Annotated in this window: 13 protein-coding genes; 9 read left to right on the top strand and 4 right to left on the bottom strand. The window is 33.9% G+C overall.

Translation table 11 applies throughout. The features are described 5' to 3' along the window. Positions 1-38 precede the first annotated feature (38 nt). A complete protein-coding gene (locus AC1RPV_RS01260; RefSeq protein WP_481761054.1) occupies positions 39-2,414 on the bottom strand; it encodes a phosphoketolase family protein in 2,376 nt (791 codons plus the stop codon). 146 nt (positions 2,415-2,560) lie between these two features. Beyond that, a complete protein-coding gene (locus AC1RPV_RS01255; RefSeq protein ID WP_481761053.1) occupies positions 2,561-3,283 on the bottom strand; it encodes a GntR family transcriptional regulator in 723 nt (240 codons plus the stop codon). 172 nt (positions 3,284-3,455) lie between these two features. Between AC1RPV_RS01255 and AC1RPV_RS01250 the strand changes: the two genes are divergently transcribed. The 7 genes from AC1RPV_RS01250 (at position 3,456) to AC1RPV_RS01220 (ending at position 10,667) form a co-directional block, all read left to right on the top strand. Continuing rightward, positions 3,456-4,532 (top strand): AI-2E family transporter, encoded by a 1,077-nt coding sequence (locus AC1RPV_RS01250; protein ID WP_481761052.1) that lies wholly within the window; start codon positions 3,456-3,458, stop codon positions 4,530-4,532. Further along, positions 4,516-5,721 (top strand): MalY/PatB family protein, encoded by a 1,206-nt coding sequence (locus AC1RPV_RS01245; RefSeq protein ID WP_481761051.1) that lies wholly within the window; start codon positions 4,516-4,518, stop codon positions 5,719-5,721. Before AC1RPV_RS01250 ends, AC1RPV_RS01245 begins: the two co-directional genes overlap by 17 nt. A 71-nt stretch (positions 5,722-5,792) precedes the next feature. Beyond that, on the top strand, positions 5,793-6,479 hold the full coding sequence (locus tag AC1RPV_RS01240) for a 2,3-diphosphoglycerate-dependent phosphoglycerate mutase (RefSeq protein WP_409021802.1): 687 nt from the start codon (positions 5,793-5,795) through the stop codon (positions 6,477-6,479). 194 nt (positions 6,480-6,673) lie between these two features. Next, positions 6,674-7,609, top strand: coding sequence for a ribokinase (gene rbsK, locus AC1RPV_RS01235; RefSeq protein ID WP_481761050.1), 936 nt, complete (start codon positions 6,674-6,676; stop codon positions 7,607-7,609). Positions 7,610-7,637: 28 nt separating this feature from the next. Further along, a complete protein-coding gene (rbsD, locus tag AC1RPV_RS01230) occupies positions 7,638-8,060 on the top strand; it encodes a D-ribose pyranase (protein WP_409021800.1) in 423 nt (140 codons plus the stop codon). 30 nt (positions 8,061-8,090) lie between these two features. Beyond that, positions 8,091-9,005 (top strand): GRP family sugar transporter, encoded by a 915-nt coding sequence (locus AC1RPV_RS01225; protein WP_481761049.1) that lies wholly within the window; start codon positions 8,091-8,093, stop codon positions 9,003-9,005. A gap of 222 nt (positions 9,006-9,227) precedes the next feature. After that, complete coding sequence (locus tag AC1RPV_RS01220) at positions 9,228-10,667, top strand: catalase (protein ID WP_481761145.1); 1,440 nt, start codon at positions 9,228-9,230, stop codon at positions 10,665-10,667. An 86-nt stretch (positions 10,668-10,753) separates the two neighbouring features. Here AC1RPV_RS01220 and AC1RPV_RS01215 read toward each other — a convergent pair whose 3' ends face one another. Continuing rightward, positions 10,754-11,641 (bottom strand): polysaccharide deacetylase family protein, encoded by an 888-nt coding sequence (locus tag AC1RPV_RS01215; RefSeq protein ID WP_481761048.1) that lies wholly within the window; start codon positions 11,639-11,641, stop codon positions 10,754-10,756. Between the two features lie 151 nt (positions 11,642-11,792). Here AC1RPV_RS01215 and AC1RPV_RS01210 point away from each other — a divergent pair, with 151 nt between their 5' ends. Together AC1RPV_RS01210 and AC1RPV_RS01205 are read left to right on the top strand one after the other, a co-directional pair. Continuing rightward, complete coding sequence (locus tag AC1RPV_RS01210) at positions 11,793-13,607, top strand: glycerophosphoryl diester phosphodiesterase membrane domain-containing protein (protein WP_481761047.1); 1,815 nt, start codon at positions 11,793-11,795, stop codon at positions 13,605-13,607. Between the two features lie 151 nt (positions 13,608-13,758). Then, positions 13,759-14,562 carry a Cof-type HAD-IIB family hydrolase gene (locus AC1RPV_RS01205; protein WP_481761046.1) on the top strand — a complete coding sequence of 268 codons (804 nt, stop codon included), beginning with the start codon at positions 13,759-13,761 and terminating at the stop codon, positions 14,560-14,562. 51 nt (positions 14,563-14,613) lie between these two features. Here AC1RPV_RS01205 and AC1RPV_RS01200 read toward each other — a convergent pair whose 3' ends face one another. Then, entirely contained in the window at positions 14,614-15,015 is a 402-nt protein-coding gene (locus AC1RPV_RS01200; protein WP_481761045.1) for a pyridoxamine 5'-phosphate oxidase family protein, read from the bottom strand. Between the last annotated feature and the right edge of the window lie 203 nt (positions 15,016-15,218).

Below are 15,218 nucleotides of genomic sequence, written 5' to 3'. Positions count from 1 at the left end.
GAACCGCAATTGCGGTTCTCTTTTCGTTTAAAGTTTTACTATTTTAGTGGAGTCCATTTCCAGTTATTAACTTCTGGAAGATCATCACCATTTTCACGGATGTATGATTCATGTTTAGCAACCATAGCTTCCATTTCTTTAACAAATTTATCGCCTGCAGCGCCTAAGTTGCCAGCTTGTAAGACAGCATCTTTAGCAAGGTTGTAACGATCCATTTGGTTCAAGACACGCATATCGAATGGTGTAGTGATATCACCATTTTCACGGTAACCATGGATTGAAACATTGTGGTTATGACGATCATAGAAGATGTCACGAACCATAGCTTCGAAACCATGGAATGCGAATACGACTGGTTTATCAGTTGTAAAGTAACCGTCAAATTCTTCATCAGAGAAACCACGAGGGTCAATCTTAGGATGACGTAATTTTAAGATATCTACAATATTGATGAAACGAATCTTCAATTCTGGGAATGCTGAGTTTAAAAGACTAACAGCAGCTAAAGCTTCTAAGTTAGGTTCTGAACCAGCAGCAGCAATAACAAGATCAGCATCATCGCCCTTAGCAGTACTTGCCCAATCGATAACTTTCAAACCATTGTCAACAAGTTCTTGAGCTTCATCAGCTGAGTAGAATTGAGGACGTGGTTGTTTACTTGAAACGATTAAGTTAATAAGTTCTTCACTTTGAAGAGTCTTATTCATAACAGCTAATAAACTGTTAGAATCAGCAGGTGTATATTCACGGATAAATTCAGGTTTCTTATCAGCTAAATGACCAAGCATACCTGGATCTTGATGAGTATAACCATTGTGATCTTGTTGGAATACAGTTGATGTTGCAATAACATTCAATGATGGGTATTGTTTACGCCATGTTTGTTCTTTGGCTTTACGTAACCACTTGAAATGTTGTGTCAACATTGAATCAACGACACGTAAGAATGATTCATAACTAGCGAAGAAACCATGACGTCCAGTTAAGACATAACCTTCCATCCAACCTTCAGCTTGATGTTCTGATAATTGTGAATCAAGAACACGGCCTACAGGACTTTGCCATTCGTCGTTACCTTCTTTGATTGGTTCTAACCATTGACGGTTAGTAGCTTCAAAGATAGCATTCAAACGGTTTGATTTTGTTTCATCTGGTCCGAAGATACGGAAGTTTTTAGGGTTTTCTTCAATAATATCACGAGCGAAGTCACCGAAAATAATCATATCTTGTGCTGTAACAGCACCTGGAGTTGATGTATCAACAGCATTTTTCTTCCAATCAGGCATAACTAATTTTTGAGGATTAATACCACCGTTAGTAATAGGGTTCATTGCCATACGTTGGTTGCCTTTAGGTGCCATTTCTTTTAGTTCAGGAATTAATTGACCGTCTTTTGTAAATAATTCTTCTGGACGGTATGATTTCATCCATTTAACAAGAGCATCAACATGTTCCATGTGACGTTGGTCTACAGGAATTGGAACTTGATGAGCACGGAATGAGCCTTCGATTGGTTCGTTGTTCCAGACTTCTGGACCAGTCCAGCCTTTTGGTGTACGAACAATCATAACAGGCCATTTAGGCATTGTTGCTTCTTCAGCTGGGTGTTTGCGAGCTTCAGTTTGGATTGCTTTAATTTTTTCGATAGCAAGATCCATTTTTTTAGCCATTTCAGGATGGATGATCTCAGGATCAGTTCCTTCAACGAAAATTGGATCCCAACCCATACCTTCAAAGTATTTTGTTAAATCTGCATCAGATTTACGTGATAAAATTGTAGGATTTGAGATTTTGAAACCATTCATATCAAGGATTGGTAATACAGCACCATCATTAACTGGGTTAATGAAGACATTTGAGAACCAACTTGCTGCTAATGGTCCAGTTTCTGATTCACCATCACCAATTACTGTAGCAGCAATTACGTCAGGGTTATCAAGAATAGCACCAGCGGCATGAGATAATGAATAACCTAATTCGCCACCTTCATGGATTGATCCTGGTGTTTCAGGAGCAGCATGAGAAGCGACACCACCTGGGAATGAAAATTGTTTGAACAATTTTTGCATACCAGTTAAGTCTTCAGTGATTGTTGGGTAGATTTCTGTATAACTACCATCAAGGTAAGCATTAGAAACCATAACTTGGCCACCATGACCAGGTCCTTCAATATAGAACATGTTTAAGTTATATTTATTAATTGCACGGTTTAAATGAGCGTAAATAAAGTTTTGGCCTGAGATTGTTCCCCAATGACCAATAGGGTTAACTTTGATGTCTTCAGGTACGACTTCAGTTTGTAATAATGGATTTTGTTTTAAATAAAGTTGTCCAACTGAAAGGTAGTTTGCTGCACGCCACCAAGCATCAACTTTATCTAAATATGATTTAGATGAAAAATCAGTTTCTGTCATAGTTACACACTCCTATATGTTTTATTTGCTAAAGTTATAGCGCTTTCTATATGTTCATAATAACAAACATTAAATAAAAGTCAATCATTTAATTCATTGGAACGTACCAATTATTTTAAAAAGTAAATAAAAAGCCGTTAAATAGCCTATTTAACGGCCATGAAAGTATTAAATTTAGAAAATTTATAATGAAATCTCATACTTGAATATTCAAATGGGGTACCATTATCTAAGAAGAAAATACCATCCATTATACTAACTGGTTCAGTTGGTTTTAAATTTAAAAGTTTTTGATCATTTTCGTCTGATGGTTCAGCGTAGATTGAAAGCGACGATTTAGTAACTGATTGATTCTGAATATCCTCCAAATAATTAAAAATTGATCCTTTAACAATTGTTTGAGATAAATTAGGAACAATCTTAATTGGAATATAGCCTGTTTCAATCATAAAAGGCGTTTTTTCAAATAAACGTAAGCGAACAATCTTGTAGACAAAATCATCTGTGTCTAAGAAAAGATTGCGTTGTAAATCTTCTGAGGGCGCAATAACTTCAAAACTTAGTACTTTAACTTTAGGGCTTTTACCATTCATTTCAAATCCGTCTGTAACACCTAAGTTAGAGCCTTCATAATTAAAAACGGTTTTATTTTTTAAATATAAGGGATTAATGAAGGTGCCGGAACCGCGTTTTTTAAAAATAATACCGTCGTTAGCCATTTGGCTAAGAGCTCGTTTTACTGAACTACGACTAATTTTATAAGTTTCACTCAAACTACGTTCATCAGGGAGTTTCATGTCGGGAAATTCATCTGCAGCGATTCTTTTTTTAAGTTTACTAATCAGTTGTTTGTAAATTAATTCAGCCATACAAGAGTACTCCTTTCGTAGAGTCAATCTTCATAGTTAACCATAAGTTTTAATAGACGACAAGTCGTCAACTTTCCGGAGAGATAATTATTTTAGAACAAAAAGGTAAGAATTACAGACATTTTAGTAAATATTTTGTACAATGAAGACTATAGTTAAAGGAGTGTGTCTATTGGAAATTTGGCAAAGTTTTATTGAAAATATTAAGTTACGTAGATTTGTTGTACTTTGTGTAATTATGGGTGTTATTTTTCTTGCGAAAGATGTCATTAGCATTGTTCTATTAACTTTTATATTTACATATTTAGTAGTCCGATTGATAAATGTTATTCAAAGACATTCATCAATTAATAGTCGAATAATTGTTATAGGAGTATATCTGGCAATTATCGCGCTGCTTTATTTGGCAGTTACTAAGTATTTTCCTATTTTAGTTTCGCAAACAGTTTCAATGGCACATTATGTGATTAATTTTTATCGTCATCCAGGTAAAGATACAAATCTTGTGATGGAATGGGTACTTAAATCTATTGGTAAATCTCAAATTGTGCCACAATTAAAAAGTAGTTTTACGCTTGTATTTCAATATATAACGAGCATTGGTTTTATGGCAGCAACATTTTTATTATCGCTTATTTTAAGCTTCTTTTATACGATTGAAAAAGATCAGATGACACATTTCTCAAAAAACTTTTTATCAAGTGATTTTGGTTGGTTTTTCCAGGATATTTACTTCTTTGGTGAAAAATTTGTTAAATCATTTGGTGTCGTTATTGAAGCACAATTCTTTATCGCAACTGTTAATACAGTTATTACTGTGATTGGGTTGTACTTCATGCATATGCCACAGCTCTTGCCTTTAGGAATATTAATTTTCTTATTAAGTTTAATTCCAGTCGCAGGGGTATTAATTTCATGTATTCCATTAAGTTTAGTTGGTTATTCGGTTGGTGGCGTACGTGATGTGGTTTACATCTTAATTATGTTAATGGTCGTTCATTTATTAGAATCATATGTATTAAATCCTAAATTTATGTCAAGTCGGACAGAACTACCTATATTCTTTACATTTGTAATCTTGTTAGTCAGTGAAGAATTATTTGGAACGTGGGGCTTGATTGTCGGAATTCCCATTTTCACATTCTTCTTGGATATCTTGGGTGTGAAGTCAATTCCTGGATCTAAAGGACGGATTGGTAAAATTAAAGGAATAAGGAAGGATAGTCAAACTGATGGTAAAGAAAAATAAATTTTTAGCTGATTTTAGAGTGAATAGAAAAAATACAAATTCAGTTAAATGGGATAGTTTAAAAGAGCAATATGGCGATGATAAATTATTGCCACTGTGGGTTGCAGATATGGATTTTAAAGCACCTAAAGCCGTAACTGATGCTTTAATAGCACGGGTACAACATGGTGTTTTTGGTTATTCAACAATTCCTGATTCATATTATGATGCCTTTTTTGATTGGCAACAATCTCGCTATGGGATTGAACTGCATAAGGAATGGATGAGATTTGGAACAGGGGTTGTAAATTCATTATATCAATTAGTCGATTTAATGACGGAACCAGGTGATAGCGTCTTAGTTCAAACACCAGTATATTACCCTTTTTATAGTGCAATTGAAGATAATAACAGACGTATCGTACGAACACCTTTGAAACATGAAAATAATCAATATGAAATGGATTTTGAAGCAATTGAACGAGATATGAAAGCTAATCACGTTAAATTACTTATTCATTGTTCACCGCATAATCCAGTTGGTCGCGTCTGGACTGAAGCTGAACTGACACAACTCTTTGAAATTTGTCGTGAAAATAAAGTGATGGTAATTTCGGATGAAATTCATCAAGATTTAATTGTGGGAAAAAAACCATTTGTATCAGCTTTATCAATAGACGAAGGTCGTTATCGAGATAATATGGTTGTCGTTAATGCTCCCTCAAAAACATTTAATTTAGCTGCTTTACAAAACTCGCATATCATTATTCCAAACGCGCAATTACGAGCTAAGTACGATAAAATGGTACAGCGTTTGAACAAACCTGAGGGTAGTTTAATGGGATGTGTTGCTGGAGAGGCGGCTTATCGTTCAGGAGCAGTTTGGTTAGATGAAATTCTGAGTATCGTAAGGACCAATTATTTAGAAGTCAGCCACCAATTAGTCAATAAATTTCCAGAAATTAAAATTAGTGAACTAGAAGGCACATACTTGATGTGGATTGACCTTTCAGCATATGTAAATCCCAGTCGGATGAAAGAATTTATTCAGAATGAGTGTGGCTTAGCTATTGATTATGGACAATGGTTTAGTGAAGAAACGCCAGGCTTTATTCGAATGAATTTGGCAACTGATTTAGGAACGGTTCAAACAGCTGTTGATCAGTTGTTAAAGGGACTCAAAAGTGCAAAGCTAAATCGCTTAAATTAGACTATTAATTTATTTCATTTCAGTGTAAAATAAACCAGTAAACTAAAAATAGAAAAAGAGGATTTTATCTTATGGCAAAATTAGTATTTATTCGTCACGGACAAAGTGAATGGAACTTATCTAACCTTTTCACAGGTTGGGTAGATGTTAACTTGAGCGAACAAGGCGTTGCTGAAGCACAAGCAGCTGGTAAAAAGATTAAAGAAGCTGGAATCGAATTTGATCAAGCTTATACATCTGTTTTAACACGTGCTATTAAAACATTACATTACGCACTTGAAGGTTCAGACCAATTATGGGTTCCTGAAATCAAATCATGGCGCTTAAATGAACGTCATTATGGTGCATTACAAGGCCAAAACAAAGCCGAAGCAGCAGAACAATTCGGTGAAGATCAAGTTCTTGTATGGCGTCGTTCATACGATACATTACCTCCACTTTTAAGCGCAACTGATGAAGGTTCAGCAGCTAACGATCGTCGTTATGCTGATTTAGATCCTAAAGCTATCCCAGGTGGCGAAAACTTAAAAGTTACTTTGGAACGTGTTATTCCTTTCTGGGAAGACGAAATCGCTCCTAAATTACTTGAAGGCAAAAATGTAATCGTTGCTGCACATGGTAACTCATTACGTGCCCTTACAAAATACATTGAAAACATCTCTGATGCAGACATCATGGGCGTTGAAATGGCAACTGGCGAACCAGTTGTTTACGATCTTGATGACAAATTAAACATCGTAAGCAAAATTAAACTTTAATATTAATAAAAAACCTGATGACAATTTTATGTCATCAGGTTTTTTTGTATTAGTCAATAATTGGCGAAAAAGTCGGTAGTTTTAGCAGTTAAAACCAGAAAGCGCTTGCCAAAGCAAATAATATGTATTATATTGATGTAATCGAATACACATTCTATTTGATAAATATATCAAAGAAATGAAGGAGAAACGTTATGGCAAAAGTTATTACTGTTTTGGGCTCAACTAATATTGATAAGGTTGTTTCTGTACCCCGTTTCGCAACTAGCGGCGAAACTTTACACACACCAAATCATCAAGTTGAAGCAATGGGTGGAAAAGGATTGAACCAAGGTGTTGCCGCTGCACGTTCTGGTGCAAAGACTAACATGATTACAAAAGTTGGTAAAGAATTTGATACCTCAAAGAATATGAATGTTGAAAACTTAAGCACTGAACATGTGATTGTTTCAGATACTGAAGAAACTGGACAAGCTTATATTACTGTTTCAGCCGAAACAGGCGATAATATTATCCATATTTATGGTGGCGCTAATGCTGATATGACACCAGCTGATGTACGCGCACATGAAGCTGCCATTGCTGAATCAGATTTTTTGATTGCGCAATTAGAAATTCCAACAGAATCAGTTATTGAAGGTTTCAAGATTGCACGCGAACATGGTGTTAAAACAATTTTGAACCCAGCTCCAATGCCTGAAAATGGTGGACTACCAGCTGAATTATTAGAATTAACTGATATTATTACACCAAATGAACATGAAACATTCTTATTGACTGGGATAGAAGTGACTGATGAACATTCAATGATACACAATGCTGCGTACTATTTTGAACGTGGAATTAATACCGTAATCATTACAATTGGCTCAGAAGGTTCTTTCTACATGCGTGATAATGGTGAAGAAGGAGTCGTTCCAGCATTTAAGGTTAAGGCTGTTGATACAACTGCTGCCGGCGATACTTTTATTGGTGCTACAGCAACACGTTTACATGCTAATTTAGATAATTTAGCTGAAGCTATGCGTTATGGATCAGCTGCTTCATCTGTAACGGTGTCACATGCTGGTGCACAACCAAGTATTCCAACTGAATCTGCTGTATTAGCTGTTTTGGATGCTAATAAATAAATTTAAATTGTTGAATGGGAGATAAATTATGCGTAAAACTAATCTTTTGAATACAAAATTATCAAATGCTATTTCTGAAATTGGACATACACAATGGTTAACAATTGGTGACTCAGGCCTACCAATTAAGGATGATGGACGTAAAATTGATCTTTCAATCGTACGTGGATTACCATTATTTATTGATGTTTTAGCTGCAACACTTTCTGAAATGAAAATTCAAAAAGCTTTTTTAGCTGAAGAAATTAAAACGGTTAATCCTGAACAATATGCTGCTATCAAGGCTTTATTAGATGATGATGTTGAAGTTGTTTTCATTTCACATGATGAATTGAAATCGATGAGTCGTGATGATAATAATATTGCTACAGTACGAACAGGTGAAATCACACCATTTTCAAATATCGTTTTGGAATCAAATGTTGATTTTGAAGGCGAAGCAATTAAATAGTTATTAATATAAGGATAGGATGATATAAAAATGAATATGTTAGGATTATTTTTCTCACTTTTAGCAATTATTGGTTGGAGTGCATATCCAACTTTAGTATCATATTTTGGCGGTAAACCAGTTCAAGGTATTTTTGGAGCAACATGGGGAACTTTGATTGTTGCAATCGTCCTTTCATTAGTCATGGGAATGCCCATGTTACAAGGTTCTAATTTTTGGTTAGCATTTTTCTCAGGGGCAGCTTGGGCCTTTGGAAATGTTTTAACTATTATGGCTTTTGGGATGAAAGATCAGGATGGAAATGCTTTAGGTTCTGCTAAAGCAATGCCAATCTCAACAGCTTTCCAAATTACAGCAAATGTAGTTTGGGGTGTTGTAATGCTTGGTAACTGGGGTCCAGTTTCATCAAAATTATATGGATTCATCGCTGTATTTGTTATCTTGGTTGGAGCTTATATGACAACTTATCAAGAAAAGAAATCAGCTGGAAATAAAGAACTACTTACAAAGGCAGTTGGTGTCTTATTGATTGCCCAAGTTGGTTATTCATTATATGGTATCCTTCCACAATATACTAAAAATACTGATGGTATGCATATGTTTTTAGCACAAGCTATCGGGATGGCAGCATTTGGATTAATTCTTGGAATTTATGAATTAACGAAAAATAAAAATAACATTTTTACACAAAGTGTTACGTACAAACAAATTTTTTCTGGTTTCTTCTTTGCAATGGCAGCATTGGGTTATTTAGTTTCAGCTCAACCTGCAATGCTTGGATTGGCAACTGGATTCGTCCTTTCACAAGTTTCAATTGTTGGAGCAACGATTTCAGGAATTGTCGTTATGCGCACTAAAAAAACGGGTAAAGAATGGTTAGTTATTATTATTGGTCTTATACTAATTGTAATTGCGGCTTCTGTAACAGTTTTCTTAAAAAACTAGATAAAATTAATTTTAAAACCTTGATAACAATACTATGTTATCAAGGCTTTTTGTTATTATTTGATTTAAAATGTCATAAAATGATAAAAAAATAAACATTAACTAGAACTCACTATGATATTTAAAACCTACTTTCCGATTCAAGTTATAAAAGTCAAAATAATTGTAATTATCAGTTTAGGTGCTAGGATTGGACTTATAAATAAGATAATAGGAGGAATCATCATGGGGGATTTAACAACAAATGAAGGTCAAACATGGGCGAATAATCAAAATTCACAAACAGCTGGGGCTCGTGGACCGGTTTTAGTTCAAGATTACCAATTACTAGAAAAATTGGCACATTTTAATCGAGAACGTATTCCAGAAAGAGTGGTCCATGCAAAAGGGGCAGGGGCTAAAGGCTATTTTGAATTAACTAGAGATATGAGTGATTATACTATGGCAGGTCTTTTCAATGGTTTGGGCAAGAAAACGCCAGTCATAACCCGTTTTTCACAAGTAGCTGGTGAGGCAGGTTATCCGGATACTTATCGAGATGTACGAGGATTTGCAGTAAGATTTTATACAGATGAAGGTAACTACGATATTGTGGGTAATAATACGCCCGTTTTCTTTATTAATGATGCTTTGAAATTCCCAGATTTTATACATTCCCAAAAGCGTGACCCAAAAACGCATGCTAGAAGTCAGGATATGCAGTGGGATTTCTGGTCGTTATCACCTGAAACAGTTCACCAAGTAACAATGCTTATGAGTGATCGTGGGATCCCTGCTAGTTACCGAATGATGCACGGTTATGGAAGTCATACTTTTAAATGGGTAAACAAGCAAGGTGAACAATTTTGGGTTAAATATCATTTCAAAACAAACCAAGGTGTTCATAATTTAAGTAATGAGGTTGCTGAAGAATTAAGAGGAAAAGATTCTGATTACTTACAAAATGATTTGTATAATGCGATTGAGGATCAAGATTACCCCAGTTGGACAGTAGCCGTACAAATTGTGCCTTACAAAGCAGGATTAGCCTATCCGCAAGATATCTTTGATGTTACGAAAGTTATTTCGCAAAAGGACTATCCATTAATTGAAATTGGCCAAATGGTTTTAGATGAAAATCCAAAAAATAATTTTGAAGATATTGAAGAATTAGCATTTTCACCAGCTAACTTCGTTCCAGGAATTGAAGCCTCACCAGATAAATTACTCCAAGGACGCTTATTTGGTTATAAAGATGCTGCAAGATATAGATTAGGTGCTAACTATGAACAATTGGCAACTAACCGTCCTAAAAATGAGGTTCATAATTATGAACGAGATGGTTTAATGGCGCAAAATCAGAACGGTGATGTTAACTATGAGCCCAACAGTTTAGGTGGACCTGAAGAAAATCGCCATGCAGAAGTTCATGGTGATACATTGGATGGAAAAGTAGGCAACTATTCAGTAAATGAGGATTATTATACTGCTGCCGGTAAATTATATCGATTGTTACCTACTGATGAAAAAGCACGTTTAATTGAAAATATTAAATTAAATCTGGGACAAGTTAAAGATATTGAGATAAAGATTCGTGAAACTAAACAGTTTTATCAAGCTGATAAGGAATACGGAACACGTGTCGCAGAAGCATTAGGGTTAGAACTAAGCTTAATTAAATAATTCTTTCGGTGTATTAAAATGTTTAACAAAAAAAAGGAATAAATCACTGTAATCAAACAGCGATTTATTCCTTTTTTTTGTGTTGTTTACATGCCGTGTTCTAAAAGATACTTGTAAGAAATATCTGATAAATCGGGTGAGATACGGACACGATGCAAGGTGAATAGTCCTTGGCTTTCATTAGCGAGTCCTGGTAATGTCGTTAGACCAAGTTTGTAGCCTGCATCTTTAGCAAGTTTAGCGGTCTGGTTATTGAAGCGACCAACTGGATAACAAATAATTGATGTCTCTTGATGAAATTTATTGTTTAGCCATTTTTTCGAATTCTTAAATTCAAAAGTTTGTTGTGCATCGGTCATCTGATTAAGTTCCTCATGATGGACAGTATGACTTTGAATACTTACTAAACCTGATTTTCGCATCTCGTTCATTTGTGGCATAGTTAGTTTGTTTATGTGGCCAAAGTGGCTTGTAATATAGTTGATGGTTGCTTTTTGATGATATTTTTTGAGAGCAGGATAAGCTTTTTCATAGTTATCCTTGTAACCATCATCAAAAGTAATCCAAACAATTTTATTAGCAGGTTTTTTATGTGTTTTAAAAACTTCGATAGCTTCAGCAGGTGATAACGTGTAGTAACCATTTTTTTTAAGCCACTGCATTTGATGGGCAAATTGTGCTTCAGGAATACGAAGTGAATTTCCAACAGAAATACTATGATACATTAAAATTGGAAATTCGGTCTGGCCCTTAAATGATTTCCAATGCGAACTGTCTATTTTAGTATTTGAAATGAGCTTATTTTTCTTAATAGTTTTCTTGGGTAAAGATGAACTTACCTTTTTAGAGCTATTTTTTTGGTGATTAGTATTGGAAACGGAGTGAGAATTTTGAATGAAAAAGAATAATGAACCAATAGAGACGATTAGGACTAAGAATAATAAGATAAACCAACCTTTTTTATGTTTTAACATGATGAACTCCTTTTATGAGAAACGATACTATCTAATTTACCACGCTAAGGTAGTAAGATTCAATTTTTACGCGGATAAAGTCAATAAATGTAAAAAAAGGTAAGGCTATGATAGTATAAAGTACATATTAAATATTTAATTGGGGGAAAATATGCGTAGAACATTTCATTTTTTAAATCAAAGTTATAAGGAATTTTTTCAACACTGGAAATTGTATTTTATTTTAGTAGTTGTTACTAATTATATTTTATCTGCAGTGGTACAACCAATCTTAACTTGGGTGGTAAGCCAGATACTTAGTAGTAACCAAGTCGAATATTTAACCTATACTAACATTATTTCGGTTATTGAGGATAAACCTATATTATTAATTGAGTTTATCCTTGTTATATTAGTTATATTAAGTATTGTTTATATTCAAATGTCTTTCATGATCAGGGGTATTCAAGCTATTCGTTATGATTTAAAAATTGAATTTAAGTCATTATTAAAACAATCAATTCATGACGTTTTAGAGTTACGTCCTTTAACAGCGTTGCTCGTTATTTTTTACTTCGTTTTAATTTTACCATTTGGACAAGTCTTATTTACATCTACTTTATTAAATAAGGTGACTATTCCAGATTTTATTCTTCAAGATATGTGGACAAGTCCAGCTATCTGGGGCCCAATACTTTTAGTCTATGGTGTAGCATTTTTCTTCTCTATCCGATTAATTAGTTTTATTCCAACTATGTTGTTTAGTTCAGAAAAAAGAATCGGTCATTTAATTAAACAAAGTTGGGAAGCTGGACGTGGCAAATTTTGGATAACCGTCACAAAAGGATTAGTAATTACGGCTTCTATAGCTTTTATATCAGGAATTGTTCAAATTAGTTTGTTCCTAATTCAGAACTATGTAGATAATCATTTTCAAAATCAAGCATTTATGATTGTGATGTTTAATCTGTTTATTTTGGAAATTTTAGGACAAATCGTATTAGCTTTAAGTGTGACTATGTTGTTAGGTATTGCGCTAGATGTTTTTGAAGAACAACAACCGCATTTGAAACCCGTTCAAGAAACATTCTATAAAGAGAAACGCTTTATTAAATTACAGAAAGTTAGTGTCGTTGTTCTCCTGATACTAGTTGCAGGGACAGCTTCTATTTATAATTATGTTTACTTAAAGGGGATGCTAAATGACTATCCAGTTCTTATTTCTCACCGTGGAGTTGATGATGGAAATGGTGTACAAAATACCATTCCTGCCTTAGAAAAAACAGCTAAAGAGAAACCTGATTACATCGAAATGGATATTCAAGAAACAAAAGACCATAAATTTGTTGTTATGCATGATCCAAATTTGGAAAATTTAGCGAATGTTAATCGGACAGTACATGATTTAACATTATCCGAGTTAACAGCATTAACTGTTCGTGAAAATGGTTATTCAGCTAAAATTCCAAGTTTCGATGAATATTTAAAGGCAGCAGAGAAGAATCATCAAAAATTATTAGTTGAAATCAAAGTATCTCCGCAAGATAGTCCCAATATGACTAAAAACTTTGTTAAAAAATATCAAAAAAGACTATTAGCTGATAAGGATCGAATTCATTCTTTAAGTTATGATGTTGTTTCACAAGTAAAAAAACAAGCACCAAAGCTTTATATCAGTTTTATTATTCCATATAATATATCATTTCCAGAAACACCAGCAAATGCGTACACTATGGAAGCTACAACTCTAGATGACTCATTTGTGAGCAAGGCACATGATAAGAACCAGGATGTCTATGCTTGGACTGTAAATGATGAAACGATTATGCAAAAGATGTTATTTATGAACGTTGATGGTATTATTACGGATGACTTTGGTACACTTAAACAAGTTGTTCAAGCTAATAATGATCATCCAAGTTATGCAAGTAAATTATCAATATTCTCAAATAGATTAACGGGAATTAGCATAACAATCGATAATTAAATTAGTTAGGTTAGGAAACATAAATTAGAAAAGATTACTATAGATTAGTAGTCTTTTTTAATTTTGTCTAGATGTTAACGTTTACACTATTTAGGTGGCATGCTATGCTTAAGTTGCTACTAAACTGAAATCAGAGGAGTGTCTAGTAAGTATGATTAAAATTATCGCATCAGATATGGACGGCACGTTATTAAATAATGAAAATAGTATTTCGAAGGGTAACGCAGCGGCTATTAAGAAGGCTCAAGAAATGGGAGTGACTTTTGTTGTTGCCACTGGACGAAGTTATGATGAGGTAAAACCCTTAATTGACGCAGCAGGTATTAGTGCACCGATGATTAATTATAATGGGGGCGCTACGGTAACTGAGGAAGGCAAACAAATTAATAGTTTTCCAATATCAAAAAAAGAGGCACAAAAACTCATTAAATTTTTGAAGAATGAACATGCCTTTTTCAAAGTTATGACGTCAAAAGGTGTTTATTCAGATGATCCTCTTAAATATGATGAAGCGGTTATCAAATTAAACTTAAATCCTATTCATTATATAGACGATTACAGTGAAATTATTGATGATTCTGAAATAGATTTGTTTAAATTTCTTATTCGAAAAACGGATGAATCAGATGACTTATCTGTTTTAAAAAATAAAATTGAAGAAAATGAAACACTCATTGTGACTTCTTCAGGGGATAATAATCTTGAAGTTAATCATGTTAATGCACAAAAAGGGATTGCGTTGAAAAAATTTGCTGATAGTATGGGTATTCCTATGTCAGAAGTGATGGCAATTGGCGATAATTTGAATGATATATCGATGTTAAAAGCTGCAGGTATCAGTTATGCAATGGAGAATGGTCATCAAATTAATAAAGATATTTCTAATCATCATGCAAAAAAGAATGATGAAGATGGTGTTGGATTAGCTATTTTAGAACAATTAGCTCAAAAATAAGACAAAAGGACTAAATCCCATTTACGGGATTTAGTCCTTTTGTCTTAATATTTAATCAGCAATTAAATCACCAGCAGTTGGGCCAGCATCTAATTTGTAAATACGTTCAACATCAATGATGACAGCATAGTACATTTTTGGTAAATGGCGTTCTTCACCAAATTTAACAGCATCGTCAAAAATTTTACCGGAATCAATTAAATGTGCTGTGCCTTCAAACCGGAAGCCTTTTAGATTAGGACGATCTATAACAGCAACAGCTGCACGGCCATTATTTTGAAGATTGTGTAATGCATGTTTAGCTGTTTCTTCATTATAAATCAAATGCGTATCATCAAAAACACGCATTGATCCTTTAGGACCAACTTGTGGGAACCCATTTTCATCTACGGTTGAAAGAAAATTAAGTTGTTCAGGAATCATTTTTTTCATATCTTCTGTTAATTTTGCCATTATAAAATCTCCTTTTTATTTACTTATTATAAGTAAAACTTATCATGATTAAGGTATATTGGCAAAATATTAGCTTTACAAAAAACTTGCAAATAGGGCTAAAAAAACTATACTTATATGAGTCTAATAGTGATTTCTAAAAGGACTTCGAAGAAAGACGCTAAAGTGATATGTATAGATTATTAATTTTAACAGTACTAATG

The organism is Dellaglioa sp. CoH-55-MRSF-9, from assembly GCF_056782155.1.
The sequence above is the reverse complement of the archived record's forward strand: the minus strand, read 5'-3'. Positions and strand labels throughout refer to the sequence as shown.